The 24577-nt window shown below is 56.9% G+C and carries 23 protein-coding genes and 3 pseudogenes; 8 read left to right on the top strand and 18 right to left on the bottom strand.

Annotation, left to right across the window (positions count from 1 at the left end; all coding sequences use genetic code 11):
* The first annotated feature begins 733 nt into the window (after positions 1-733).
* Positions 734-1963 (top strand): tyrosine-type recombinase/integrase, encoded by a 1230-nt coding sequence (locus ACFOPH_RS25485; protein ID WP_379738053.1) that lies wholly within the window; start codon positions 734-736, stop codon positions 1961-1963.
* 68 nt (positions 1964-2031) lie between these two features.
* Positions 2032-2172 carry a hypothetical protein gene (locus ACFOPH_RS25480; RefSeq protein ID WP_379738051.1) on the top strand — a complete coding sequence of 47 codons (141 nt, stop codon included), beginning with the start codon at positions 2032-2034 and terminating at the stop codon, positions 2170-2172.
* Positions 2173-2725: 553 nt separating this feature from the next.
* Here the strand turns inward: ACFOPH_RS25480 and ACFOPH_RS25475 are convergent.
* From ACFOPH_RS25475 to ACFOPH_RS25450, 6 genes are all read right to left on the bottom strand, one after another.
* The gene (locus ACFOPH_RS25475) at positions 2726-2977 is read right to left on the bottom strand and encodes a hypothetical protein (protein WP_379738049.1); all 252 of its coding nucleotides are present in this window, start codon (positions 2975-2977) and stop codon (positions 2726-2728) included.
* A gap of 356 nt (positions 2978-3333) precedes the next feature.
* Positions 3334-3963 (bottom strand): hypothetical protein, encoded by a 630-nt coding sequence (locus ACFOPH_RS25470; protein WP_379738047.1) that lies wholly within the window; start codon positions 3961-3963, stop codon positions 3334-3336.
* Positions 3964-4142: 179 nt separating this feature from the next.
* Positions 4143-4814, bottom strand: coding sequence for a hypothetical protein (locus ACFOPH_RS25465; protein ID WP_379738045.1), 672 nt, complete (start codon positions 4812-4814; stop codon positions 4143-4145).
* Between the two features lie 8 nt (positions 4815-4822).
* On the bottom strand, positions 4823-6937 hold the full coding sequence (locus ACFOPH_RS25460) for a hypothetical protein (protein ID WP_379738043.1): 2115 nt from the start codon (positions 6935-6937) through the stop codon (positions 4823-4825).
* Between the two features lie 20 nt (positions 6938-6957).
* Positions 6958-8697, bottom strand: coding sequence for a hypothetical protein (locus ACFOPH_RS25455; protein ID WP_379738041.1), 1740 nt, complete (start codon positions 8695-8697; stop codon positions 6958-6960).
* Between the two features lie 37 nt (positions 8698-8734).
* Positions 8735-9037 carry a hypothetical protein gene (locus tag ACFOPH_RS25450; protein WP_379738039.1) on the bottom strand — a complete coding sequence of 101 codons (303 nt, stop codon included), beginning with the start codon at positions 9035-9037 and terminating at the stop codon, positions 8735-8737.
* A gap of 171 nt (positions 9038-9208) precedes the next feature.
* Between ACFOPH_RS25450 and ACFOPH_RS25445 the strand changes: the two genes are divergently transcribed.
* The 3 genes from ACFOPH_RS25445 to ACFOPH_RS25435 all read left to right on the top strand — a co-directional run bounded on the left by ACFOPH_RS25445 (position 9209) and on the right by ACFOPH_RS25435 (position 11395).
* Entirely contained in the window at positions 9209-9925 is a 717-nt protein-coding gene (locus ACFOPH_RS25445; protein ID WP_379738037.1) for an IS6 family transposase, read from the top strand.
* A 446-nt stretch (positions 9926-10371) separates the two neighbouring features.
* Positions 10372-10923, top strand: a complete 552-nt coding sequence (locus tag ACFOPH_RS25440) for a hypothetical protein (protein WP_379738035.1) — start codon at positions 10372-10374, stop codon at positions 10921-10923.
* Complete coding sequence (locus ACFOPH_RS25435; protein ID WP_379738033.1) at positions 10916-11395, top strand: TOTE conflict system archaeo-eukaryotic primase domain-containing protein; 480 nt, start codon at positions 10916-10918, stop codon at positions 11393-11395. Before ACFOPH_RS25440 ends, ACFOPH_RS25435 begins: the two co-directional genes overlap by 8 nt.
* Before the next feature lie 185 nt (positions 11396-11580).
* Here ACFOPH_RS25435 and ACFOPH_RS25430 read toward each other — a convergent pair whose 3' ends face one another.
* From ACFOPH_RS25430 to ACFOPH_RS25405, 6 genes are all read right to left on the bottom strand, one after another.
* Entirely contained in the window at positions 11581-11895 is a 315-nt protein-coding gene (locus ACFOPH_RS25430; RefSeq protein WP_379738031.1) for a hypothetical protein, read from the bottom strand.
* Between the two features lie 85 nt (positions 11896-11980).
* Entirely contained in the window at positions 11981-12835 is an 855-nt protein-coding gene (locus tag ACFOPH_RS25425) for a recombinase family protein (RefSeq protein WP_379738029.1), read from the bottom strand.
* Complete coding sequence (locus ACFOPH_RS25420) at positions 12805-13479, bottom strand: recombinase family protein (RefSeq protein ID WP_379738027.1); 675 nt, start codon at positions 13477-13479, stop codon at positions 12805-12807. The genes ACFOPH_RS25425 and ACFOPH_RS25420 overlap by 31 nt, the downstream gene beginning before the upstream one ends.
* 60 nt (positions 13480-13539) lie before the next feature.
* Entirely contained in the window at positions 13540-15039 is a 1500-nt protein-coding gene (locus ACFOPH_RS25415) for a recombinase family protein (protein WP_379738185.1), read from the bottom strand.
* A 597-nt stretch (positions 15040-15636) separates the two neighbouring features.
* Positions 15637-15906 carry a hypothetical protein gene (locus tag ACFOPH_RS25410; RefSeq protein WP_379738183.1) on the bottom strand — a complete coding sequence of 90 codons (270 nt, stop codon included), beginning with the start codon at positions 15904-15906 and terminating at the stop codon, positions 15637-15639.
* 111 nt (positions 15907-16017) lie between these two features.
* The gene (locus tag ACFOPH_RS25405) at positions 16018-17217 is read right to left on the bottom strand and encodes an ATP-binding protein (protein ID WP_379738181.1); all 1200 of its coding nucleotides are present in this window, start codon (positions 17215-17217) and stop codon (positions 16018-16020) included.
* Between the two features lie 1663 nt (positions 17218-18880).
* Here ACFOPH_RS25405 and ACFOPH_RS25400 point away from each other — a divergent pair.
* Positions 18881-20436, top strand: a protein-coding gene (locus tag ACFOPH_RS25400; protein WP_379738179.1) for an IS3 family transposase whose coding sequence is annotated in 2 segments (ribosomal slippage) — positions 18881-19343 and positions 19343-20436 — 1557 coding nt in all. Because the reading frame shifts where the segments join, the coding sequence is not laid out codon by codon here.
* A gap of 32 nt (positions 20437-20468) precedes the next feature.
* Here ACFOPH_RS25400 and ACFOPH_RS25395 read toward each other — a convergent pair.
* Positions 20469-20615: pseudogene (locus tag ACFOPH_RS25395) on the bottom strand (transposase); the annotation flags it as partial.
* A 94-nt stretch (positions 20616-20709) separates the two neighbouring features.
* On the opposite strand from ACFOPH_RS25395, the gene ACFOPH_RS25390 reads away from it, so the two are divergent.
* Together ACFOPH_RS25390 and ACFOPH_RS25385 are read left to right on the top strand one after the other, a co-directional pair.
* A complete protein-coding gene (locus tag ACFOPH_RS25390; RefSeq protein WP_379738206.1) occupies positions 20710-20844 on the top strand; it encodes a hypothetical protein in 135 nt (44 codons plus the stop codon).
* A 5-nt stretch (positions 20845-20849) separates the two neighbouring features.
* Positions 20850-21461 carry a hypothetical protein gene (locus ACFOPH_RS25385; protein ID WP_379738177.1) on the top strand — a complete coding sequence of 204 codons (612 nt, stop codon included), beginning with the start codon at positions 20850-20852 and terminating at the stop codon, positions 21459-21461.
* A 110-nt stretch (positions 21462-21571) separates the two neighbouring features.
* On the opposite strand, the gene ACFOPH_RS25380 is transcribed toward ACFOPH_RS25385, so the two are convergent.
* The 5 genes and pseudogenes from ACFOPH_RS25380 to ACFOPH_RS25360 form a co-directional block, all read right to left on the bottom strand.
* The gene (locus ACFOPH_RS25380) at positions 21572-21949 is read right to left on the bottom strand and encodes a helix-turn-helix domain-containing protein (protein WP_449288639.1); all 378 of its coding nucleotides are present in this window, start codon (positions 21947-21949) and stop codon (positions 21572-21574) included.
* The gene (locus tag ACFOPH_RS25375) at positions 21933-22259 is read right to left on the bottom strand and encodes a type II toxin-antitoxin system HigB family toxin (protein ID WP_449288638.1); all 327 of its coding nucleotides are present in this window, start codon (positions 22257-22259) and stop codon (positions 21933-21935) included. Before ACFOPH_RS25375 ends, ACFOPH_RS25380 begins: the two co-directional genes overlap by 17 nt.
* Before the next feature lie 186 nt (positions 22260-22445).
* On the bottom strand, positions 22446-23138 hold the full coding sequence (locus ACFOPH_RS25370) for an IS6 family transposase (protein ID WP_081925863.1): 693 nt from the start codon (positions 23136-23138) through the stop codon (positions 22446-22448).
* Between the two features lie 74 nt (positions 23139-23212).
* Positions 23213-23455, bottom strand: a pseudogene (locus ACFOPH_RS25365) (IS6 family transposase); the annotation flags it as partial.
* 865 nt (positions 23456-24320) lie between these two features.
* Positions 24321-24548, bottom strand: a pseudogene (locus ACFOPH_RS25360) (DDE-type integrase/transposase/recombinase); the annotation flags it as partial.
* Between the last annotated feature and the right edge of the window lie 29 nt (positions 24549-24577).

Here is a 24577-nt window from a genome sequence, read left to right as displayed (position 1 = left end):
TCAGTTCCCTCAAGGAAGTGAAAAGATTTCTAAAACCGCTTTTGCGGGACTCATCTGAAGCTGTCAGTGCAAACTGGCGCCATCTATAACCGTCAGTGCAAGCTGGCGCAGCGCAATCATCGCCGTCTTTCGATAGAGCAGCCTAATGGCTGTTTTTTTGTTCTATCGCTCTGAATCACGGTTGGATACAGAGTGTCGAGAAAACCCGATAACCATGCGGGTTTGCGGACATTCCTGAACACAGCAATCCCACAGAACCGAAAGTACATTGCCAACACGATGCCTGGCGCGATCGTCGCCGGCGTGCTTTCGACCATACAAGACGTACCACGCCTCGATAACTCTACGGGAAAAAAGCGGACCTCCGGCACCGACCGGACACAGGATGCGCTGGGCCACCTGGCCCGGGCTACTGCTGACCTCTGCGCACGTCTACGGACGTGAAAAAAAATCACATCGGGTGCTAGCGCCGCCCAGAACTCGCCGAGATGGCGGGAGCGCTACGCAAGAAACTGCGTCAATGTTCGGGTCCTGGCAGCGTCAAGTCAGGCGATCGGTAGCCGAAAGGCGCCGGCGCGTTGTCGAAAGCCGATGAAGGCGGCAACGCGAAATCATTCTTCTTACGTTAGGGCCCTTCACCCCTGGCACAAATCCGGTTTGCTCCACTCCATTTTCTAGGACGTGGAGCGTGACGCAATAGGGCGTCGATGAACTAGAAGATGGAGTAATAAATATGGAAATTATCGTACTACTGAACATGATCCTGGCCGCAAACGCACACACGCGGGTAAATGGGAAGGTGGCGAGTGAACGTACCGTTCAAGCAGCGGGCGAAGCTTTGCGCGCCATCTTTCGTCTTTTGGTGAAGTTGGGGTATCGATTAGAAGACCCTAAAAATATTAACGAGAAACATATCAAGGCCCTCTGCGGCGAGTGGTACAGGCTTAACCGATCGCCTAAAACAATCCAGGGTTACCTGTCGCACCTGCGTACTTTTTGCGGTTGGATAGGGAAAAAGGGACTGGTTAAGGATGTTTATCACTATTTGCCACTCGTACCGAAAGGCGAACTTCGCGTGAAAACTGTTGCAGAGAAAAGCAAAAGCTGGGCAGAAGTGGGGATCGACGTTGGTGCCAAGGCTGCTGAGGCAGCGGCATTAGACTGGCGCTTCGGCTTGATGATCATGGCCCAAGTGGCGTTTGGTCTTCGCCGGATGGAAGTGCTGCAACTGCAACCGTGGAAAAACGATAAGGGAGACAAATTTGCCGCGTATGCGACCAAAGGCGGCCGTCCACGCGACATCGAAATCGACACGCCGGTCCAGCGTGCGGTATTGGACCTGATCAAGTCAAAGATCGGTAGAAAGGAATATTTAGGCTGGCCAACGAAAGCAGATGGCAGTGCCGGTTCGTTGAAATATTCGAAGCGTCGCTACAATTATTTGATGGAAAAAATCGGCATCAATAAAGTGATGGCGGAAGTGACTGGCCATGGTCTTCGTGCGCAATTTGCAGAGAACGCGGCCCTGCTGAAAGGCCTTATTCCGCCGACGTTGGGAGGAACGCCAGGGCAAATGCCGCGCGTGGATCGCGACCTGATCAAGCTGCAGGTTAGTGAAAATCTAGGACATTCGCGTGAATCTATTACCGGTGCATACTATGGTGGTTTCGGTCGCGAAACGACACTGGACGGGCCGGGGCGCGCCAAGGAAATGATTGAGCAGTGTCTGGCTACGATTACGGCCGATCAATTGCGGCCGATCGCTGATGACCGGCTAGCGCAGTGCGCATGCCTCGGCGCTGAGCTAATGGCAATTCAGGTTTATGACGATCCCAGAAAGATTCAGCTCCTATGGGAGCACTACAGCCGGCGCCATAGTGTTGAGTGGATTCCTCCGGTGTCTGGCTCCAACTTGGCGGCGCTCGAGGCAGCGGCTATCTCTGTTCTCCGTGCCAAAGGTTGACTTGCGCGACAAGGGACCGCTGATATGGTGTTTTCTAGTAGCAACCATAAACCAGCCAAAGGAAGCATATGAACGATTTATTCAACCACCTCAAACGTGTCGCTGTAGCCGATACCAAGCTTTTCTTCCAGCCCTATGTCGCAGTGGGCCGCGCGATTCGCTCGGCCTATAGATTCATCAAGGAAGAAATAAGAAGGGCATGCAAATAGTCGTTCGGCATTGTTGGGAAATTGACTTCACGCAGCTGCCGGAAGACGCCTGACGTGAGGTCGATCATCCTTAGTGCTGCCACGGGCACGCCGGGGGACACTGGCTCAGCCATGGGGGAGCCAGGATCGCGGCGACTTTGCCTGATTCTATTTGACTAACGGCCCGTGTGTGCGAGCAGAAACGACATATCCTTATGTAGGCTGCGATTAGGCAAGCTGTGCAAGCTACGTGATCTTACTTCCATCTCTCAAGTTTGCATGATTCAACACCGCCTGCTCTTATCGAGGCCATTGTTAGTCAAACTCAGCATCATTTTGCATCTGCGTTAGGAGGCTTTCGAGATCCTCCCTCGCATTGTCCAGATCTTACATAAGCATTGACCAGGCAACAAGCGCGTGCTTCACCGACATCATAGTGCCCTCTAATTGCTGGCCTTACGCGTTGCGCGTACTAAAGGTCTGCTGTTGGCCGTACTCAGACCCTCGCGCAAGGCAGTGTACAAGTGCGGTCTTCGCGGTACCGCGTATGGTTCGCGGCCAAGTCGGGCCCGGGTCAGCGTGCGCAATCCGCCGAGCGCACCGTAAGCTCGTAGATCAGGACTCCGTGCATGTCGCGTGTAAGGTTACGCACCGCGATGCCGCTGTTGAGCAAGTTGCGCACCCCGGCGTTGGAACACGCGTCCTTGATGAAGCTGGGCCGGTATGCAGCGAAATTCGCCGGGTTCACTTCGAACTCATCGGCGCTGCGGCCGACCACGGTTTTATAGTAGGTGAGCATCATGGGCCCGGCGACCGAGCGGTCCATCCGGATCCCGTCGGGCGACGTCTTCGGATACGTCTTGTTCTGCGCCCAACCAGGCTATCGAGTTCTGCCTGGGGCAGTGGCGCCAGGCCAGACTTCTGGGCGAGGCCGACAACGCGCAGTTGCTCGCTGCGCGGCTTGGCCGCCGCCTCCCTGTGTATTTTGTCGACCTCCGCCTGCGGGAAGCGCGCGCCAGCCGCCTGCGAAGCAAATGCCAGGACTGGTACAAGGATCAGGCCGGCGGCGGCCACGCAGGCCTGCCTGGCGCTACCGGAGAGCAGGTCATCGACCGGTTTTTGGGAGCAACATGGCGACGGCGATCATTTTGATCGAGATACGCTAATTTGTTCGGATGAACGTCATCCGCCTGACTTTATTGCGTCGGACTGCATTCGAGCAACGAGACCGTCAATGCACGCGGCAAGAGGCGTAAGCTCGGTGCTGGAAAGCTGTGCGGCAAAACTCACAACGGTATCGTAAGGCTGATTCTTGTATCGCACAGCGAACTGCATTCGCTCACCGGCCATCATGCTGGCGATCGCCGCGTGTGTCCCGGCTAAGTCAGCCAGGCCCAGGATGTAGCCTGGCGAGTCGCCGGCGAACGATTTGAATGGAATAAGCGCCTTGGCATCCAACTCTTTGGCTATCCAGAATTTTTCTGGGCCAGGCAACACGACTTTCTGGTCAGTTTGCCCTTTCGAAAACTTGGCGAATGGCGTTTGATGTTTCCCAGCCTTGACTGTCCCGGCAGGTATTTCTCGGCGCAGGTACAACGAGAAGTCGTAAGCGTCGACAACCTTGGGTTGGACGTCGAGGACAATTGCGCGAATGCCGCAGGCAGTATAGCCATCGGCGTCCCGGCTAATCTGCGGCTGGAGCAGGGCAGTCGCCGCTTGCACGACAGGTTGAGCGTGCAGTGGCAGCGTCAGCGTACCGCATAGAGCCAAGGCGAAGGTTCTTTTCATGTTGGCAATTATAGTCTTCAGCATGACCCGGCCTGGGGCGAAACACGTGATCGGCTAGATCGGACCATGCAGCTCCGGCTGGTTGGAGAGCAAGCCGGAAACAAGCGGGTAGCAAGGCGCCAGCCTCAGGTCCTCGCCATATCTGCTTTTACGGTAGCGGTGAGGGAAACCGGCCTGCCGGCCGGCCGCCCACTGGCAACGCCTTAGAAATCGGATTTAACCGGGGTCGAGCTTGCGGTCACCTTCGGCACCGAGATGTCGGCACCCTTGGCCAGCTTGGCTACGCCCACGATGAACGAGCCGGAGTCGCTCGCGACCTTCCCCAGCAGCGGCAACGAGTTCTTCACCGGCACGATCTTCGGCAGGTCCATTGGATTGGCGCCAGCCTTGGCCACCAGCGACTGACCGGTCCTGGTCAGGTCGACCGCCTGCAGACTGCCAATGCCGAAGTTCACCAGCGCGTTACCGATCTGCTTCTTCTTGTCGGCGCTCAGGGTACCGATGCGCTTTTCCATCTCGCCCGAGTCCAGCAGGGCCTGGCCGGCGGCCTGGGTCGACTTGTACAGCTCGGCATACTTGGCGGCCTTCTCGGCCGGGTCGGTAATCTTGTTGATGTCGGCCAGCTTCGAGCGCTGGCTTTCGATCTCCTGGTCGCTCTGGAACGCGGCGGTGATCGCCGAGACCGAGCGAGTGGTCAGCTCGCTCAGCGCGGCGCTCTTCGACACGAACGTATTCACGTCTGCGCTGATGTCGCCGCCGCTGGCGCTCGGCTTGCCGCCGCTGAGCATCGAGCCGAGGCCGCCCAACTGTGCATTTGCAGCGCCTGCAGCCATCAGGCACGCGGCGACGACGACAGCTTTACGAATAATTTTCATGGAAATTCCTAGTTGGTGTTGATTTTATTGATCAGGTCTGCCTGCATCGACAGTCCGTTTGCCAGCCCTCTGTAGCTGTAGAAGGGATTCTTGCTCTGCGACGGGAAACCGCTGAATTCAGTGCGCAGTCCCGTGCTGAAAATCTTCTGTACCTCGGCGCCCTTTTTAAGGCGCGCCTGCACGCCCATCATCACCGTGGCCTTGCAGCTGGCAGGATCGTCGCAGTTCGAAGCTTCTTCCTTGACTAGGTAACCCGGCTGGCTGCACACCTCGATCGCCGGGCGCTCGACCTTTGCTTCGAACAAGCCGAGGCGGAGCAGGGCATTGGCCTGGTCATAGAACGCCGGGTCACCCACGTAGGAGGCGAACTTCTTCGACTGATAAAGCGCGTGGCGCGACAGGGGCACGAAGTAGGACCCGTCGGCCACGTTGTTCTGGCCGATGTATGTCGCCTCGTCGCAGTCGATCACACGGGTCGCGTTCGGCGGCACGTCCGTGTACAGGCGCAGCAGGTCGCCGCCGCGCGGCTTGGGCAGCGCCGGGTTCACCGCGGCGTACGGGAAGCCGACCAGGTCGCCCTCGGCCACCGCGCCGCCGGAGCCGCTGCCGGCTTCCAGGTCGAGCAGCGCGCTCTTGCCGCCCACCTTGGCTTCGAGCGGGTGCAGGATGTCGAACGCTACCTTGTCACCTACCGGCATTCCCGCCAGTCCACTGACCCAGACCTTGTCCTTGTCGACGCGCTGGACCGTGTAGTCGCGCGGGGCGAAGCGCACGTTCGCCACGAAGTTCTGCGCCAGCTTGGCGGTCGCGTTCTTGATCGATACTTCCTTGGCCTGCGCCAGCCCAAGGCCTTCGCCGCCGATACGCTTGATGGTGTAGTTGTCCTCGCCCAATCCCGAGTAGATCACCCGGCCGTGGCGGTCGACGACCTGCGCCGTTACCAAGGTATGGAACTGCTCTTCGGACTTGGTTCCGCCCGCACCGGTAAGGGTGACAGACTGGGTAACGGATGGGGTAAAGCGCAGGAAGTAGTCCGGCGCATCCTTGGCCGCGCGCGACGACTCCGCCATGCCGGCGATCTTCTGCCAGGTCACGCAGTTGGCCGAGCGCGTCAGCAGTTCCCTGGTCTGGGTGAAATTGACGTCCACCGGCGCGAGCTGGAACGTAGCCTTGAACCCGATATCCTTCTCGAACAGGCCGGCGACCGCGTTCGGCCACGGATCGGCGCTGTCCTGCGCCACGACAGGCATGATGCGCGGCTTGGCGCTGGCGTCCGCGCTGCCCTCGAAGATGAACTTCAGGCTGCTGCCAACGGATGCCGATCCTGCGGCCACCTTGATGACCGCGTAGCCCGTATCCGCGTACAGGACATCGAAAATCGACTCCTTGCCGACTGCATCCCGCGCTTCGACCTGCTCGCCCTTGACGAAGCCTGCCTCGGCGCCGCGGTCGGTGACGAAGAAGTCGCCGTCGCGCCCCACGATGCCGATGCTTACATCCTTCGGGTCGAAGGCTTGGCGTGCGGTAGCGACCAGGCTCGCGGCCTGCTCGCCGAGGTTGCGGATCAGGGTGTCGCGAATCACGCCGTTCGCGGCGCCGGACTCATATTCCTTGCGGCCCAGCCGAAACGGCGAGTACACCGTTTCGCTGATCGTGTAGACCACCTTGCCCAGGCTCGGACGCACGAACTGGATGTTCAGCGTAACCGGAATCAGCACATCGATATTCTCGCCCTTGGGCACCTCGTAGACCGAGGCGCGCGTGATACCCAGCATGACCGCGTAGGTGTCGGCCACGGCAACGGAAGGGGATGCCTTGCACTGCAGGTTGTCGTCGTTGACGAACCTGTGTGCGCCTGGCACCTTGACGTCGGCCACCTGGCGCGGGTGCACCACGGATTCCGGGTAGGCCGCATTAAGGCGCTCGACGAACTGGCCGATGAGCTGGCGCTGCGCCTGCTTCCCGGCTTCGTCGTCGAACAGTCGCGCCATGAGCTGCTTGTCGAGCAGCTTGTACTTGTCGCGCGCCTCCTGCGACACGCCCTCGATCTCCTTGACGGGGAAGAGGTAGAACTGCGCGGCGGATGCGCTGGCGCTCAGCGCCAGCGAGCATGCCGCAGCCACGGCACATGCCAGTTTCCGCATCAAATCTCCACTGGGCATTTGCCCTCGACGCAGAACACCATCCTGTTGCCGCGCTGCTCGAAGCGGGCGTTCTTGTAGTTGGAACCTTCGCCTTCCGCGATCTCGTCGATCAGGTCTTCGACGGTCTCGGCGAAATTGCCTTTCGCGACTACTGTCCAGCGGCGCATGCCTTCGCTCGCGTTGTCGTCGGCGATGACCTCGACCACGCCCGCCGCTTCCTTGATCTTGGCCGAGAAGTCGCGACGCAGTTTGGCGGGCACGCGCGAGTCGCTGTAGAGCGCCACGACGTATGACCGGCCCCGGGTTGCCGCGATCTGCACTTCCCGCTGGGCGCTGGTGCCAACGCTCTCGGCCAGCGCGCTCGCCATCGCTTCGGACAGGTTGGCGCGGCAGTTCTGGTCCGACGAGCCGGATGCGCGCTTGACGATGGTGCCGGAGATGAATCCGTCGCCAGTGTCGACGTTCGAGGAGGTCAGCATTAGTTGGCCGGCGCAGGAAACCTGGCCGCTCGGGGTCGCGCCCTCCGAGTTCATGACGGCCGTGCCATAGACCAGGTACTTGGCCTTGTAGTTGCCATGTGCTGCTTTTTGCAGGTACATGTCGAACTTTTGCTGGCGGGCGATCTCGGAGTTGGTCAGGCGGCGGCCGTTCTCGATACGGAAGTCCTTTTCGTCGGTCCACGAGATGCCGTGTTCCTTCACCACCTGCTGCAGCTTCTGGCTGATCATGGCAGCTGAATCGTCCGACGGCTTGGCGTTATCGATGCCGGGGAACACCTGGCGCACCTTCAGGTTCACGACGTCGTTCTGCTTCTCGACCGCGTTCTGGCGCGAAGCAAAACTGGACGCGCTGGCCGACTTCGATGCGCTGGCGCTGGACGAGGCAGCGCTCACCGCGGCCTGCGACGAGGCGCTGCCGGCAGCGGCCGACTTCTGGGAGGCGGCGAACCGCGAGTCGCTCGAACCGGCCACCCGGGTATCGCGGGCGCCTGCCACGTTGGTGCTGCGGGCACCGGCGGCCGCGCCGCCGTAACCGTCCTGCATGGCCACCGAACCGCGGTCCGTACCCGCGAACGACTGCTTGTCCGAGCCTGCGAACGAGGACTTGTCGCTGCCGGCCGCCGCCGACGACGAGCTTGCGGCGAAGGCGGACTTTTCAGAAGAGGCCGCGGCGAAACTGGACTTGGCGGCGCTGGCCGAACTGCTGGACGCGCTCTTGGCGCCGGAGCTGGTCGCGGTGTAGTCCGACATCGAGCTCTTGTCGTGCGAGTAGTCGATTTCCGTGACCAGGGGCTGCGACGGGTCGAGCTTTGTGCCTACCCCGTAGTATTCGTCGATCAAGAACAGCACCTTGGAGGCGGAGGCCGAGCCGGTCGAGGTGATGCCGAGCACGCGTGCCATGTCCATGAACTGCGCGGCGTCGACCTCGAGAACGGTTTTCGCCGTCAGGATATCGCCCTCGGCGTTGAAGCTGGTCTTCATGTTGTCGGCGAGCTGCTTGCGCAGGTCGACCAGGCCGTCCTTGACCTTGGCGCTGCTGGTGTCCGCGCCCAGCTTCAGTTTCAGCAGGCGCAGCACGGCATCATTCTCGGCCTGGTCGCGCGCCACGCGTCGCGCCTTGATCAGGTCACCGTTTGCTTTGACGCTCACCTCGATCGAGCCGTTGGCGGAAAGCGGTTCGGCGTGCGCGAGACCAAGCCCGAGCGCGAACAGCGCCGAAGCGATAAGGGTTTTTTTCATGTTGTGTCCTGCGAGAGGGTGGAGTTGCTTGCCTGGATCAGTTCGGGAGCTTGACCGACACGTCGCCGGCGCTGGCTTCGACGCCGCCCGGGCCGACGCTGGCGTTTGCGGCCGGCGCTGGCGGCGTTGCCTTGGCCGGCGCGCCTGCTGCGGGCTGGGCCTGCGCTTGCGCGCCATCGACAACGGCCGCCACGGGTTCAGGAGCCGCAGGCGGTTCCGGCGTGGCCGGGGCGCTTGCCGCTGCGCTGGCGGGCGCGGTGTCGGCCTTCTTTTCGCAGCCGGCCATTAGGGGGAACGCCAGGGCGAGGGCGGTAACGGTGGTGATCAACGATTTGGACATGTCGGCTCGACTGTTATGTTTTTTGGAGCATGGACATTATCTAAACTTTTAGTTGCTGTAAAGAACGTGTACTAGATAAACCACTATTTTTTCTAATAAACAACTCTTACCGAGCAATTTTAGGCTCTGGTGCAAATTTACGTTCGGCTAGAATGACGAGCTTTGCCCAGCATGCGTAATCGTCCAAGCCAAAGTGATCTTTTCAAGGGCCGACACTTCGAGCAAGAGATCATCATTCTGTGTGTGCGCTGGTACCTGCGCTACAAGCTTTCCTACCGCGACTTGGTGGAGATGATGGCCGAGCGAGGCCTCCCGATCGCTCACACGACAATCCTGCGCTGGGTACAACGTTACGCGCCTGAGTTCGATAAGCGCTGGAGTCGCTTCTCAGCGCCGGCAGGCACCTCTTGGAGAGTGGATGAGACGTACGTCAGGATCCGCGGCCGGTGGGCTTATCTCTACCGTGCTGTTGACGCGGCAGGTAAAACCGTCGATTTCCGGCTCAGTCCACGGCGCAACGTCGCCTCGGTGAAAGCCTTCTTTCTTAAGGCCGTGCGTTCGCAAGGTCGATCACCTGAGACCATCACGCTGGACGGCTACACCGCGTCTCACCGGGCCATTCGGGAACTTCAACAGCAAGGGATACTTGACGCACTGATGAAGCTTCGCTCATCAAAATACCTGAATAACTTGATCGAACAGGACCATCGAAACGTGAAGTCCAGGTTGGGTGCCATGCTTGGCCTGAAGAGCTTGGCTTCCGCTGCCATCACAATTCGTGGCGTTGAGCTGATGCATCGAATTCGTAAAGGTCAGTTTGACCTGCGTGCTCTGGCCCCTCAAGGGAAAACTCCGTCCGAAATCTGGGCAGCTGTCCTGGCTGCTTGAGCTGACGGGACAGCCCGCTCAGTCAGCTCCTCCCTCATCCATAATTTGCACCAGAGCCGATAGATACACGGGAACATGAATGCCTATTTCGCGGGCACAGCAGTGAGGGCTATGGGTGATGTCGCGTGCCGGCATGGGGGCGACGGGGGGGGAGGATGGCTCGCCTTTTTGCCTTCATTTATTCGAACACATCAGCGCCAACGCGTTACACCGTCATCTTGCAAAAGTAGCCTGATAGAGTCCCCGCTCCGAGGAATTTTCCGTTTTTTGCATGGCGCATCTGATCCGACCGGTAGGCGATTACAATGGCTAGAGGGACATTATGAAGAAAAATTCTGGCAGTCGCGCTTTCCGCCACCTCAGCTTGGCGAGATTTGCCGATGCCTGAGCGTGATGTTTGCATCCCTTGAACCCTTGCAAAACGAAAAGCCCGTTGGTCCTTAGTGATGAATATCGAAAAAAAGAAACCCTCCCCGTCCTGGCGCGATGTAAAAACGAAGCTGGCTGACTATAATCGCGGCGCCTTGGTCGATCTGGTACATGACCTGTATACGGCCAGCAAGGACAATCAGACTTTCCTGAACACTCGCTTGGCGCTTGGCGACGATATGCTGAAATCGTACAAGGCTACCATTGATCGTTGGCTGTGGCCGGATATGTCCAAGAACCAGGGCACGTCGGTCGCCAAAGCCAAGAAGGCAATTGCAGACTACAAGAAGGCAGTTGGTCAACCTGAGGGGCTGGCGGAACTGATCGTTTTCTACTGCGAAAGGGGGGCCGGGTTCGGCAACGATATTGGTCTGCAGGACGAAGGATATTTTGATGCGCTCGTGCGGATGTTCGGGCAGGCATTGAAAACCATTGTCGCCTTGCCTGACGCGGCGCGATTATCCTTTTTGGAACGCTTGAAAGAGGTTCGACGTATCAGCCATAATTTCGGTTACGGCGTCGGCGACGAGATGGATGAATTGCTGTCTAAGCACGGGATTGATGACTGACCAGTCTGCCATTGCAGCCCTTCAGGCCAAAAACGCCCATCTGATCGCGCTGCTCGAAGCCCACGGCATAGAATGGCGGTCACCTCAGCCGGCCGTTCGTGTAGGACGGGAGCCGGAATCCTCACGGTTTTCCACAACTGAGAAGGTGACGCTATTCAGACGCCTGTTTCGCGGGCGCATGGACGTCTTCCCGATCCGTTGGGAAGGTAAAACTTCGGGCAAGTCAGGCTATGCTCCCGCCTGCGCCAACGAGTGGCGTGCCGGGCTTTGCGAGAAGCCGCGCATCAAATGTGGAGATTGCACCAACCGCCTGTTGATCCCGCTGACCGATGCAGTGATCTATGACCATTTGGCCGGCCAGCACACCGAGCTACGTCATCGGCATCTAGCTACGGCAACTTCGAGTTTCGCGTTGTATACCTCTCATGCGGCCGAGTTTGTTAGCACCGTCTTCCGCACCGCGGCTGGATGACCGGCTGCATGGGACAACGTTAAGCCAGTCGGAAGTGAGGCGTGGTGAGCCGTGATCGACTAGAAGTCGACAAGCGTTAAAGCGAGCATTACCTAAAAATAAATACGCTTCGAACGATTTGCGACACCCTGTAACCCTGGCAGGCTGCATGCGACTGTACCGGCGATCGTAAGCTTGCCACAGCGCTACCATTTGTAGATAACGCAGCCCCCCGCATCAAATACCACGCGAGGTGCTCCGGTAGAATCTAGCTCGCTTGACGCAGGATGAATGTAGAGGTTAGTGAAGTCATGGGCTTCTATACGTTTTTCGATGATGCGTACAAAAGCTGAAACCGCCTCACGTAGCTTGAGGTGTTTTTCAAACTCGAAATCCTGTAACTGAACGATGAATCCGACGTAGGCACAGCCCTCCAACACAGGTTCTATCGATGCATGCTCTGCCAGCAATTGGCATGCGTGTGTTGCGTCCGAAAAGGTTGTACTGAACAAGGAACACATGACTACGCTCCGAGCTAGACATAATGCAATATCCTAGCCCTGACCGGCCAGCCTGGAACCTATCATTTCTGATAGTTGCTTCGAGCTAGCCCAAGCCGAACACATGAGCCATCGAGGCGTATGCGAACTGTTGGTAGCTGGGCAGCGTCCGTGTTGACGGCCACAGGTACTGATGCTCGGGAAAATTTTGGACCGGTAGCAGGTAAATCTGCGCCACCTCCTGATTAGCTTGGTCCATGCGTACCCATAAAACGAAGTCGACCTTCGGTGCATGCTGCACAGTCACTTTCCAACAAGGATGGCTACGTTCGTAGCGACACCTGGTGCATAGCAGAAGCACAGTTACGCCGTTGACCCGATATGTCCGCGTCGTCACTTTTTCTATCTGCGCGCTTGCACGCACGGCACAGCGTTCGAGTTCGGCGACTATGTCTTTGGTCAAGCACCGAAGTCTGTATCGTGTGATCGTTGCACGGGATAATGATGGTCCAGACACCCCAGCGGCCTCAAATGCCGCAACCAAGCCTCGAAAGCGCAGTGCGTATGACTTGGCCGATGGAAGATCACTGTTATCGATGAGATCGGCGGAAACCGAGCCATGCTCAACAAGGATGCCGCGCAGGCCGTCGAGCATTTCGTCATCGGTCCAGTGTTTTCCGCGACGCAGGCGGACCTGCCTGGTATGGTTGAACATCTTCCTGGTGACAATTCCAGGAAAGGCGTCCTCGACCCTGATCCATTTATGCGAGTCATTAGGACGGCGCGAACTTTTTAGGCGCTGTGTACTCCGGTTGAAGATGAGGGTACCGGCATACTTCTCGTTCGTGAGTATTGCTTTGACGTTGTGGGCAGACCATGATCGGCCGTATTGGTTCTTCAGCCCTTCGGCATTGAGTACCTGAGCAATTCTTATGTCAGGCATTTGTTTGCTCGTACACATGTCGAAGATCTACGCACTACTTCGACTTCTTCGATTGGACCATGAACGAAGCCAACTCGATCAGTAGGAAAGCTCTTCCGCTCGCCAATCTCGAGTAACCGCGGCATACGCCCATCGGCTGATAGACACTGGCGCCTGAGGCCGTACCCGGCTGAGCCACCTTGTTTGAATCCAGCCTCGGTAAGCCGGCACTGTGCTCTGAAGACCTTCGCTGAGAGTTCCCGACTGTACTCTGCGGCCATCGCACGTTTCAGACCTTTGAGCAAGGTTGCGAGCGGCGAGCCGTCATTCGTGAAGGGTTCGGCGCAGTACGAGACCATTATCCCGGCTTTACGACATGCGTACTCATAGTAGGCACTTTCGTCTACATCTTGGAACCGGCCCCAGCGGCTTACGTCGTATACCAGGACCGCCAAGTAATCAGCTTGTCCTGACTGAACGTCTTTAAGAAGGCGCAGCAGCCCGTTTCGCCCGTCTAGCGTAAGACCGCTTCGTCCTTCATCACGGTATACAGCGACCACCTTAAAATCGTGCTGCGCTGCATATTCTCGCAGGGCCGACTCCTGATGGTCGGTCGAATAGTTCTGGTGTTCAGTCGAGGCCCTGACGTACAGAGCAGCACCGCGGGTAGCAGGCAAAGCCATAGTGAAATCCTTAGGAGGCTAACGCCTATACGTCAGGCCTTAGTTACACTTGCTACTAGCTCATTGACCAAATATTGCAGCGACCGACCTGTACCGTATGTCAGCAAACTCTGGTAAATTCGATTCCTTCAGGTACAGCGCTCCATTGGCCAGCTTCGCTGCCGGAATCAAGAAATAGTCAATCAACTCATGCGTGTCTCCGTGCAGTCGTGCTGTGATGACGAAATCGGCCCCTGGACAAGGTTTAACTCTCCAGTTCACCAGGCCCCTGCTTGGCCTACGTCGGGTTGCTATCTCGACCTTAACGCAAATGGACTCGTTAATGATCAATTGATCTGGTGCTGCGCCGTCATCGACCACGGCGCCTGCGGATCGTGCCAGCCCCGCTACCTCGATAGCAAGGTCATGCAACCTTGCAGCAATGATTCTCTTGGTTTCGACAAAGACGTGCGAGGGACAGCGGTCTAAACCGGCAGCCTCATAGGCAGCGATAAGTGATCCAAAACCACGCACAAAAAGCTGGGGATCTGGCATCAAAGGATCTGCTGCGATGATCTTTGCATTCACCTTGCCATGGGTTTTGTAGCATATCCGCAGTAGGACCAATAACTCGTCTAGGGCGTAGCGTCGGAGGCGTCTCGCTCGCTCATCTCGTGCTTGGGCAAATAGCGATGCCGAAACTAGGGGTTCAACGGCGCCTTCATTTACGATCCATTGTTCGCTAGGGTTCGATGTCCGGCGGCTCGAGAGTTTGCCGGACTTTCGATTGAACGCCAGCGTTCCGCAGTACTTCAGGTTCGTCAGCAGTGAATTAACCATCGAGTGCGTCCAGGGCCTGCCGAATTCGCTAGCGACGCCTTCATCGTTCAAGAGGCGGGCAATAGCGGGTTCGCTGAACTTTTTTTCGAGGTAGAGTGCATACACCCTTCGAACCGTCGCTGCCTCATGCTCAGGTCCTGGGATGAGTACAACCCGATCGGTAACAGCTCCTTTAGCTTCTCCGAATTGTAGTATGCGGCGTGGGGTACCGTCCTTCGTGATGGCTAGGCGCCTCAGGCCATAGCCGGCGTGACCGCCTTGCTTGTAGCCGAACTGGGTAAATCGGCACTGGGCATTGAACGTCTTTGTTGAAAGCTCACGGCTATACTCAGCTGCCATCGTGCGCTTGATGCTCTTCATTAACGCGCCAAGGGGCGTCCCATCGTCAGCGAATTGTTCGCCACTGTAGAGGACCTTGATGCCGGCGCGACGGCACGTGTGCTCGTGGTAGGCAGCTTCGTCAACGTCCTGGAACCGGCCCCAGCGGCTGACGTCGTACACAATGATGAGCTGAAAGGCAGCTCCGCCCGCTTGGACGTCGCGAATCAAATTGCTAAGTCCAGCACGGCGCCGAATGTCGAGCCCGCTTTTTCCTTCATCAACATACTCTTTTACGATCTCAATCTCATTGGCGAGCGCGTACTCGTGGATCTTGGCACGCTGGTGGTCAGTTGAGTAGTTTTGGCTCTCGGTTGACATCCGCACATAGATGGCGGCTTGCAGCTTCTGGCTTATTGACACGGACGCGCTCCTTGTTGAGCTACCGATGGGATCTGTGAGCTGTAGAAGAGTATCCGAATAGAAGAAGGCGCGACGCGCGCTCCCGATGGCGGACCAGTAGAGGGCGAATGCAAGTCAAGTTTGCTGTCTCAAGAGACCGAAGGAGGGTGAGCGATCGAATTCAGAGCGCGCACGACCCAAACCAGGCCCTTTACAGCCCCAAGAATCAGGCATTGGGTTCAGCATAGTGGTCCGAAGCACTATGTAGATCCATCGTGTCGAAGCCGCGCGCGCCGCAGCCCTTTTCATTCTCAAACAGAATAGTTGTTCAGGGTGACGGTGATGCTGTTCCCTAAGTCAAGCTCATCGTCGATGACAGGGCATGAGTTAGTTTGCGAATTGCGTCGAGCGTCTCGCTCATGGTCGTTTTCAGGTCAGGTTGCACTTCGCGGCGGCACGTCAAGAGTCACCCCACCGTCCCACTCCAACGAAACATCAGCACCGCAGAAACTGCACTTGTGTTGCTCCCCATCGTGCCCATCACCTGGCATATTGACGCTACCGCGGTGACTGCATTCGGTGCATTTGTATATGTACAGAACCACGGTATTGTCCATGTCATTTTTTCGGATATCGATCGCGTGCGCTATCGAAAGGCCCGATCAGCGAGTCTATCCCGTCCTCTTTCATCGCTCTGTGCAGTTCGTTCAGGGCATCTTGGTCTGTGGGAAACGGATCGTCCCAAACCGTCGAGTTGTTGAACTCGTCGACTACTTCGAGAAGCCAACCACCCTCGCCGTCTTCGTAAATTTGCACATCAATTTCTTTACCGTCCATTGCCATTCGCTGAGACAACGGCGACATCTTTACTTCGTATTCTTCGTTCATTGCGTGCTCTACTAAATGTAATGATCATTGTCCAGGCCCCCTTAAGGACGCTGCTATTCATCTTTCTGCGCTCGCCGGCAGCGGGCCACCGGGGCGTAGTTTTCCTCAACCTCAAGCTTCTGCTTGCGCCCAGTCCTGTCCAGGCATTATGCGTTTCATAAACTCATCAAAGAGAGGCACAGTGAAAGCGGTATCACCGTGTGTTGGACTCCAAACCATACCTTTGGAAATTAAGCTACTGCGTACCGGTCCGAGCGATGAACTTTCTCGGCGCAGCGCGGCGGCGATATCTCCAGAGCGATGGGGGCCGCTCCCCAACTCTGCCATTGCGCGCAAGTATTTTCTCTCTGCTGGTGTTAGCCGGTCAAAACGAACGCGGAAAAAACTTTCATCTAGCGCCGCGATTGCCTCTGCAGACGCGACTTCGACGTCCTGACGTGAGATCGGGCTGGCATCGGCAACGTCCCATGCATGTTTGCCCCATTCCTGCAAAAAATAGGGATAGCCTTTGGTGTAGTTTATGATTAGTGACACGGCGTCCTGGTCAACATCGACGCCTTCATCTTGAGCAGGTTTCACGATCGCGTCAGCGGCATCAGTAGCATCGAGTGGCCCGATTGCAGGAAAGTCAAAGAGACGTTCTGCGTACGATTTCGCTTCTCCCATGCGACCACGCAACTGCGGCAGTCCAGCGCCCACTACGACGAGAGGAAGCTGAAGTTGCGCGCAGCGGTGGAGGGCTGAAATCAATGCAGCCATCTGGGGCTCTGGGACATATTGTAGTTCGTCGATGAAGATCGCTACTAGCGTCTCAGCCGCTTGAGCCGCACGTCCTACTTGCTCGAGTAGCATCGTCAAATCACCTTCGAGATCACCGTTGTCTGCCAAGCCTGGCTCAGGCTCATAGTCTAAGCCTACCTCGATATCACTATAGGTAACTTTCATTTTGCCGACGAAGCCGGCTAGCGCTCTAAGGCCACGGACCGCAACATCCTTAGCTTTCTCCAGGCGACTTAATTTGAGTAGCCCTAGACGCAGTTGCGGTGCAAGAGCAGCAGGCAGCGATTTACCTTCCGGCGCTTCAATGCGGATTGTAGTTACACCTGCAGCCTCGGCGTCCTTCATGATCTGATCGAGCAAAACGGTCTTACCGACGCCTCTGAGACCAACAAGCATCATGCTCTTCGCTGGCTTACCACGACGTAATCGTTGGATGCATAACCGCATTTTCTCTCGTACGGCATTACGCCCAGCTAGCTCAGGAGGAGGGCTACCAGCCCCTGGAGCGTAAGGGTTTAGAACAGGATCCATATATACCTTGTTTAGGGACTTTATCAGTTTTTCATAAAATAGCTAATATTCCTAGGGCCGTCAACTTACTTTGGGTAATCGAGCGAAATTATGAACATTTCTACGAGCCTATTTTGCGCTACTTTGAGGTAGCGCTGTACACGTTCTAGCTCAACGTACCGAGACGTAGCCGGACAGTTTTAACTCTAGTCCTTTACGCAATTAGCCGTGATGCCGTGGTTCGCCGACCGCTGTAATGAGCACTGCGGATGCTGATATCCTCGTACAGCTCTGTAACATGTGATTCAAGGCCATCGCACGCCAAGTAAGTGACCTGTTGACCGGCCCAGTCACGCGCTTCGTCTTGTTGAGGTGGAATTTTTACTCGTTGTGCGTCAGGATCAGCTCACTCGCCGGCGCGGGCTTCTATAGGGGCCAGGCTCGCCAGTCGTACGCAATCGCCTAGCTATCCGATAGTCCAGATATCATTCATGCGCCTCTCCCCCGTTGCATGGCTCAGGTAGACGCAGCGCTCCCGGCATCCTTCGTGATCACTGTTCAGAGGTTGACTTCGTCGCGGAGGGTCCGACGGACAACACGTCTTGTACTTTGTCTTCGCGATTTCAGTCACGCGCATACCCGGCCGTCAGGCTCAGGAGCAGTACAAGAGTCTCTCGCCCTGGATGCGTGCTGGTGATAGTCCTAACGTGGACAAGGTGACGGATTTGCCGCGGCCGGAGCGTGGTGGCTTGGGCCTTGCAAACCTATGAATAGGACGTGTTGGGTGTAACTCCAGAAGGAGATCGTTACACGCTCTTATTCCACCATAGCAGAGCGTATTTCCTGGCGTCCTCGGGCTCGTTATCCGTCGGTGGCACTGACTCAGCCTGCGGTCGGCGCCGCACTTTCTCCTGCGCGACCAAGCGGTAATCCGCGAAATCCCGACGTCGAGAAGGGCTTCTAAGCAGCGAGACGGCTCAAAGCCCGGCATACCATTGAGCACGGCGTCAATGTAGAGTGCAGTGAGCTTGTCGCGGCGCTGTTCCATTGCTGCAGTATCCCACAGCCTTCCCCCGGATGGCTTTATCTGCGCGAGGCTACTGGGCACATGAGAGCCGCGCCCTACTGTTATCGATCCAAACGCGGAGCTCTGAGTGTCCCAACATGCGCGCGCACGCTGCTCTGGGAAGTCTGCCGGCTACGCGTGCTGACGATCAACACTCATGACGGGTTACGTGATGGGCGAAGGCAGGACGCAAGAACAAGCAGCGCAAGACTTGCGACGGGTCATCAGCAGTAAAAGGCCGGCCATTCACGCATCGGGCTTGTTCAGCCAGCGTCGCTCGCCGAATCCTTCAGGTAACACCGATGGCGGCTTAAGACGAATGTGCCCGTTATTGATAGGGCACCTTGGTGCCTCTAAAGTGCCGTTGACTAGGAGGGTAAGACTGTTGATTTACTTCTGATGGCATATCGTGACAATCCGGTCGCTAGGCAACTTTGTGAAGAAAGCCATGCGTGAGAACTGCACACTGGAAAAAAATCGTGAGAGAAGATCGCGATGCATAAATGCGGCGCGAAGAAGTCGCCATCGGTGAGAGCAAGAATGGCCCCCGGTGTCAGAATAGTTGTCGCGTCACCTGAATGGAGTGGGCCATACCGGGGGCGGGCAAAGAGAGATTGTGTGGGACAGTATTCAGCAGAACGAAAAGAAGCGCTGTTGCGGCAGATGATGCCGCCGCAGAACCGGTTGGTGTCCGAACTGGCCCGGGAGAGCGGGATCACCGAGCAGACGCTTTATACTTGGCGCCGTCAACTTCGTAGTCAAGGAACGCCGGTGCCAGGTAGTGGAAAAAGTGCAGAAGAATGGAGCTCGGAGGACAAGTTCGCGGTGGTGCTGGAAACGGCAGCGCTGAACGAAAGCGAACTGTCTGAGTATTGCCGCCGCAAGGGGCTCTTTGCGCAGCAGATCGCTACGTGGCGGGCTGCGTGCATGTCGGCCAACGCAAGCGTGGCACAGCGGGCTCGAAGCCAACAGGCGCAGTCGAAGGAAGACAAGAAACGCATCCGCCAGTTGGAGAAGGACCTGCAGCGCAAAGAGAAGGCGCTGGCCGAGGCGGCAGCGCTGCTGATTCTGCGAAAAAAAGCCCAAGCGATCTGGGGGGACAAAGAGGAAGACTGATCAGCGTCCCAGATCGCCTGTTGTGTGTTGAGTTGATCCGGGAAGCAGAGGCAGCTGGCAGCCGGCTGGCACCAGCATGCAGTGAGCTTGGTATCACCCTGCGAACTTTCCAGCGTTGGGTTCGCAACGGCGACGATGCCATCGGCGCCGACAATCGCCCAACCACTGCGAGGCCGGAACCAAGGAACAAGCTGAGTGACGAAGAGCGTACCGAGATCCTGGCAGTGGCAAACAGCGAGGAATTCGGCAGCGTGCCGCCGAGCCAGATCGTGCCGACGTTGGCTGATCGAGGTGTGTACATGGCCTCGGAATCGAGCTTCTACCGGGTCTTGAAGGCTGCGTCGCAGCAGCATTACCGCGGAAAGGCAAAGAAGCCTTCTGGGCGGGTGGTCACGAGCCATTGCGCTACGGGGCCGAACCAGGTTTGGAGTTGGGACATCACGTGGCTGCCGGCTGCGATCAAGGGAAAGTACTACTACTGGTACATGGTACTCGACATCTACAGCCGGAAAATTGTCGGTCACGAAGTGCATGTGGCCGAATCGGCGGAGTCGGCGTCAAGGCTGATGCGCCGCGCCAGCCTGGCCGAAGGCTTAGCAGGCCGTCCGCTGGTGCTCCACTCGGATAATGGCAGCGCAATGAAGGGCGCCACCATGCTGGCCACGTTGGAGCAATTGGGTGTCGCGCCGTCGTTTAGCCGGCCGCGCGTAAGCAATGACAATGCGTTCGCGGAGTCGCTGTTCAGGACGTGCAAGTACCGACCAGACTACCCGAACAAGCCCTTCGAGAACCTAGAGGACGCGCAGGCGTGGACACAGAAATTTGTGCGCTGGTATAACCAGGATCACAAGCACAGCGGCCTGAAATTCGTGACGCCGGCACAGCGGCATGGCGGCCAAGCTGATGCGATTCTGAGCCACCGTGAACAGGTGTACCAAAAGGCCAGAAGCCGCAATCCGCAGCGCTGGTCGCGGAATGTCAGAAACTGGAGCCTGGACGATCAGGTCTGGTTGAATCCGGAACGGATTCGGCCAGAAGAATTAAAGCAAGTTGCGTAAGGTGACGCGACAACTACGTTGACAAACACCGTTCCTTGACTACGAAGTTGACGGCGCCAAGTATAAAGCGTCTGCTCGGTGATCCCGCTCTCCCGGGCCAGTTCGGACACCAACCGGTTCTGCGGCGGCATCATCTGCCGCAACAGCGCTTCTTTTCGTTCTGCTGAATACTGTCCCACACAATCTCTCTTTGCCCGCCCCCGGTATGGCCCACTCCATTCAGGTGACGCGACAACTATTCTGACACCGGGGGTGAGCGTCAAAGGAAAAACCATGTTTTTTGCAAAAGCAGAGGTGTCGTCGGCGCTTGTTGATTCGCCGCAGCTGATCTTTTTGCCCTTCACGTTCACACCGGCAAGCCCGTTTGCCGAATCTTGCTCTATTGAGGGAGTAGGGGCCGTTTGGTAACAAAAATGGCCCTAAAAGATGTGCCGGAATTGCATCTACTCGAATCGACTGCACAGGACATCCATGAAAGCGCGGTTAGACGGATTGCGTTCCAATATGGCGTTTCGTACTCGGACACCATCGTGCTAGTGACTAAGCGCTACGAACGCACCGAATCAGGCCAAGTGATCGGCTGTACGGTCGGTACAGCCAGATGCAGTGGGGGCAAAGTTGTTGTTACCCAAACGATAGAAGATATCGTGTCGTTACGGTCGTTGTTGGAGGCGCCACGAACCAGCAAAGACCGCTGGACAGAAATATTGAATCACATGGGGGCTGGCGGCGACCCCGTAGCGTATTTTATAGGGTGCTATTTCATCCTTGCAGCGCACCACGCCGACAATCAAGAAAAGATCGATGAGTTCATCAAGATGCATGAGCCGGGCGTGGACGTGGAGACCCGATACCGCCGAGGCAAGCCTGTCACTGAAACCATTTATCGAAGATTGCGCAATGAACTGATGCACGTGTTGAATTTCGACACCCCACTTGACCCTCGCGAACTGCACGCGGCCGTGCAAAAGCACAGCCGTGGCATGGCGCGACTTGCAAGGATCAAGATTTCGCAGCTGGATTAGGTGTGTCAGCGCAACCCGTTGCCACTTGAGCAGCATAGCTACGGTTGTCAGGCACTCGAGATCGAACGATAGATCGAATCGAAACGGGGTCGTCCGTTACCTGGCACTAGTTAAGCAGTTGCAATTTTAGGCGGTTGAATAAGAGCTTCAGCTGGTATTCCTAGCCCTTTGTGAAGCCGCCAAATCATTGGAAGAGTTAGAGGGCGAACACGATTTAGGACCTCATACACCCGATTCGATCGACCAATCATTGGCTCAAGATCCTTGACCGTAAGCCCCTTTTGATCCATTTGAAATTTAATGGCCTCTACAGGGTCAGCAGTTTCCATTGGAAAGTGCTTTGCCTCATATGCCTCAACTAGGGTAGCGAGCACATCTAGTCGGTCGCCTTCTGGAGTGCCGTACTCCGCAGTCATAAGCGACTCAACCTCACTCAGTGCTGCTAGGTAGTCCTCTTGAGTACGGATAGGTTTAATGTCCATAATGATGTCCCTCGATTGTTTGCGCATCGATAGCATCGTACTGCTTGTGAGTACCGACGAACTTCACAAAAACAATACCGTACGGATAGTTGATAGACGTCACTAAGCGGTACTTATTGCCAGCGATGTTGAAGACCACCCGCCCTTCCTTCAGGATACTCGCCGATCCAAAGTCAGCTTTGACGTCAGCCGGGGTTTGCCACGTAGCCTTGAGAACGTGACCATGCCACGTCAGCAGCGGCTCTTTGGAATCAGCGTAGTCAGGCTGTTCGTAGAGGGCCCGAAGAGTTGGGAGAGAAAGTATGCGCATCAGCATATGATAGTCCCAATTCGGGACCAACGCAATGTGTTAGCTATTTGCAACGATCTGAACTACATCCCGGATTTCCACGTATGCCTAGAGGTGTTCAGAAATGACCGTTTATGAACGGCCCGGGTTGGCCTGGTTCTGTCGCGTTGTTGATCAAACGGCGGAAATTGGCCGAAAACGGAGCTGCGCCCCTCACACTGGACGGACCACTCCTGCCATCGCAGAAAATTGGTCGGCGAACGACATCGCCTCGGCGCCGTCGATCTCGAACTGACCTTTGCGGATCATGTGAATCAGCTCAATTCCAGCCAGCACCGAACTGGCGGACCGGAACGATTTGAAGTTGAGCATCGGCCTGGTCACCCGCTTAATAGCGCGATGGTCCTGCTCGACGATGTTGTTGAGGTATTTGACTTGGCGTACCGCAATCCGGACGTCGCGACCAGCGTTGACCTCGTCGATCGCCGCCTTATTGGCACCACTCTTGTCCATCGCGATCTTGTCGGGATTGCCGTTCGCACCCATCGCCTTTTCGAAGAAGCGCTTCGCTGCAGGCATGTCGCGCTTGGCCGTTAGCAGGAAGTCGACAGTCTTGCCCTGCTTGTCGACGGCGCGGTAGAGGTATTTCCAGACCCCTTTGACCTTGATATAGGTCTCATCCATTCGCCAGCTGCCACCGACGGGGCGCTTGTATTTCCGGGCCATCTTCTCGATGAGCGGCAGGAAACGAACCGCCCACCGGTTGATCGACGAATGGTCGACCGACACGCCGCGCTCTTCCATCATCTCCTCGAGGTGCCGGTAACTCAGCGGGTAGGCTGCATACCAACGGATGCAGACCAGGATCACGTCGATAGGAAAACGCATCCCTTTGAAGTTGAGCATATCGATTCGTCCTGGGTTCGGGCGCCGCAGTTTACCCGATTGACCCGTCGACGTTCCCTAATGCGACAGAACCCCTTGATATAGGTCTCATCCATTCGCCAGCTGCCACCGACGGGGCGCTTGTATTTCCGGGCCATCTTCTCGATGAGCGGCAGGAAACGAACCGCCCACCGGTTAATCGACGAATGGTCGACCGACACGCCGCGCTCTTCCATCATCTCCTCGAGGTGCCGGTAACTCAGCGGGTAGGCTGCATACCAACGGATGCAGACCAGGATCACGTCGATAGGAAAACGCATCCCTTTGAAGTTGAGCATATCGATTCGTCCTGGGTTCGGGCGCCGCAGTTTACCCGATTGACCCGTCGACGTTCCCTAATGCGACAGAACCGATAAAATTATAGTCGAGCATGCCCTTGCGGTAACCTGGTCAGACGAGACGCTCCACTAGCGCCCGGCACCATGGCGCGACCGCCTTTCCTCACGCCAATGCTTACGCGAGGCACCGATCATCGCTCGCGCTCGACCGATTTATCTTCGCTGAGGATGAACAGACGCGGCGGGCTGCTATAAGATGGAGATGGGCACGTGCATGGGCTGTATAAGGGAGAATGTCTCGTTCGCGGTTTACAATCGACGACAAGGGGAATTGAATGGCTGAGCACTTTTCATATTCGAGACCTTCGCTCGATGCCAAAGACTATGCGCGCCGCCGAATGTCGCGCGCACAGGAGCGATGGTATACCGTCGAGACTAAAGCAGAGCGAAATACAGCGGGACGCTGGGCAGTTGCTTGGGGCGTAATTGCTGAGGTATATCCACACATGGCCAGACCCCGATTTTATAAGGTGACTTCAGCGCGATAACTATTTTGGGCACCCGGCGATTACCACATTGAGCTTCACGGCCTAGCCCTCCCAAGCGGCGTGGTCGATTTGCGCCGTCTGCGCAGCCGGCTTATCACCCGGGTTGGGGTCGGCGTCGGCACTTTGCTCAGTTGACAATGTGAATGTCCGCTATCGACCCAGGCTGTGTAAAAACGCAAAACGGGCAACACGCCGGCGACACTCGGCCTCTCAAAACGCTCTCCAAGGCGTTTTCTCGAAGTAGGGAATGGTAAAGGGAGGTTCTGTCGCGTTGTTGATCAAACGCCGGAAATTGGCCGAAAACGAAGCTGCTCCCCTCACACTAGACGGACCACTGCTGCCATCGCAGAAAATTGGTCGGCGTACGACATCGCCTCGGCACCGTCGATCTCGAACTGACCTTTGCGGATCATGTGCATCAGCTCAATTCCAGCCAGCACCGAACTGGCCGATCGAAAGGATTTGAAGTTGAGCATGGGCCTGGTCACCCGCTTGATGGCGCGATGGTCCTGCTCGACGATGTTGTTGAGGTATTTGACTTGGCGGGTTCTGTCGCATTAGGGAACGTCGACGG

It is taken from the genome of Massilia haematophila (assembly GCF_042647645.1).
Classification (GTDB): Bacteria; Pseudomonadota; Gammaproteobacteria; order Burkholderiales; family Burkholderiaceae_D; genus Telluria; species Telluria haematophila.
The sequence above is the reverse complement of the archived record's forward strand: the minus strand, read 5'-3'. Positions and strand labels throughout refer to the sequence as shown.

What these genes read in the sequence shown, in the direction of transcription:
- ACFOPH_RS25385 (WP_379738177.1), top strand. Translation starts at nt 20,850, where the DNA reads ATGGCCCTAAAAGATGTGCCGGAATTGCATCTACTCGAATCGACTGCA.
- ACFOPH_RS25475 (WP_379738049.1), bottom strand. Translation starts at nt 2,977, where the DNA reads ATGGACCGCTCGGTCGCCGGGCCCATGATGCTCACCTACTATAAAACC.
- ACFOPH_RS25410 (WP_379738183.1), bottom strand. Translation starts at nt 15,906, where the DNA reads ATGAACGAAGAATACGAAGTAAAGATGTCGCCGTTGTCTCAGCGAATG.
- ACFOPH_RS25405 (WP_379738181.1), bottom strand. Translation starts at nt 17,217, where the DNA reads ATGGATCCTGTTCTAAACCCTTACGCTCCAGGGGCTGGTAGCCCTCCT.
- ACFOPH_RS25465 (WP_379738045.1), bottom strand. Translation starts at nt 4,814, where the DNA reads ATGAAAATTATTCGTAAAGCTGTCGTCGTCGCCGCGTGCCTGATGGCT.
- ACFOPH_RS25440 (WP_379738035.1), top strand. Translation starts at nt 10,372, where the DNA reads ATGAATATCGAAAAAAAGAAACCCTCCCCGTCCTGGCGCGATGTAAAA.
- ACFOPH_RS25455 (WP_379738041.1), bottom strand. Translation starts at nt 8,697, where the DNA reads ATGAAAAAAACCCTTATCGCTTCGGCGCTGTTCGCGCTCGGGCTTGGT.
- ACFOPH_RS25425 (WP_379738029.1), bottom strand. Translation starts at nt 12,835, where the DNA reads ATGTGTACGAGCAAACAAATGCCTGACATAAGAATTGCTCAGGTACTC.
- ACFOPH_RS25435 (WP_379738033.1), top strand. Translation starts at nt 10,916, where the DNA reads ATGACTGACCAGTCTGCCATTGCAGCCCTTCAGGCCAAAAACGCCCAT.
- ACFOPH_RS25450 (WP_379738039.1), bottom strand. Translation starts at nt 9,037, where the DNA reads ATGTCCAAATCGTTGATCACCACCGTTACCGCCCTCGCCCTGGCGTTC.
- ACFOPH_RS25370 (WP_081925863.1), bottom strand. Translation starts at nt 23,138, where the DNA reads ATGCTCAACTTCAAAGGGATGCGTTTTCCTATCGACGTGATCCTGGTC.
- ACFOPH_RS25485 (WP_379738053.1), top strand. Translation starts at nt 734, where the DNA reads ATGGAAATTATCGTACTACTGAACATGATCCTGGCCGCAAACGCACAC.
- ACFOPH_RS25470 (WP_379738047.1), bottom strand. Translation starts at nt 3,963, where the DNA reads ATGCTGAAGACTATAATTGCCAACATGAAAAGAACCTTCGCCTTGGCT.
- ACFOPH_RS25375 (WP_449288638.1), bottom strand. Translation starts at nt 22,259, where the DNA reads ATGCTGATGCGCATACTTTCTCTCCCAACTCTTCGGGCCCTCTACGAA.
- ACFOPH_RS25445 (WP_379738037.1), top strand. Translation starts at nt 9,209, where the DNA reads ATGCGTAATCGTCCAAGCCAAAGTGATCTTTTCAAGGGCCGACACTTC.
- ACFOPH_RS25430 (WP_379738031.1), bottom strand. Translation starts at nt 11,895, where the DNA reads ATGTGTTCCTTGTTCAGTACAACCTTTTCGGACGCAACACACGCATGC.
- ACFOPH_RS25390 (WP_379738206.1), top strand. Translation starts at nt 20,710, where the DNA reads ATGTTTTTTGCAAAAGCAGAGGTGTCGTCGGCGCTTGTTGATTCGCCG.
- ACFOPH_RS25420 (WP_379738027.1), bottom strand. Translation starts at nt 13,479, where the DNA reads ATGGCTTTGCCTGCTACCCGCGGTGCTGCTCTGTACGTCAGGGCCTCG.
- ACFOPH_RS25480 (WP_379738051.1), top strand. Translation starts at nt 2,032, where the DNA reads ATGAACGATTTATTCAACCACCTCAAACGTGTCGCTGTAGCCGATACC.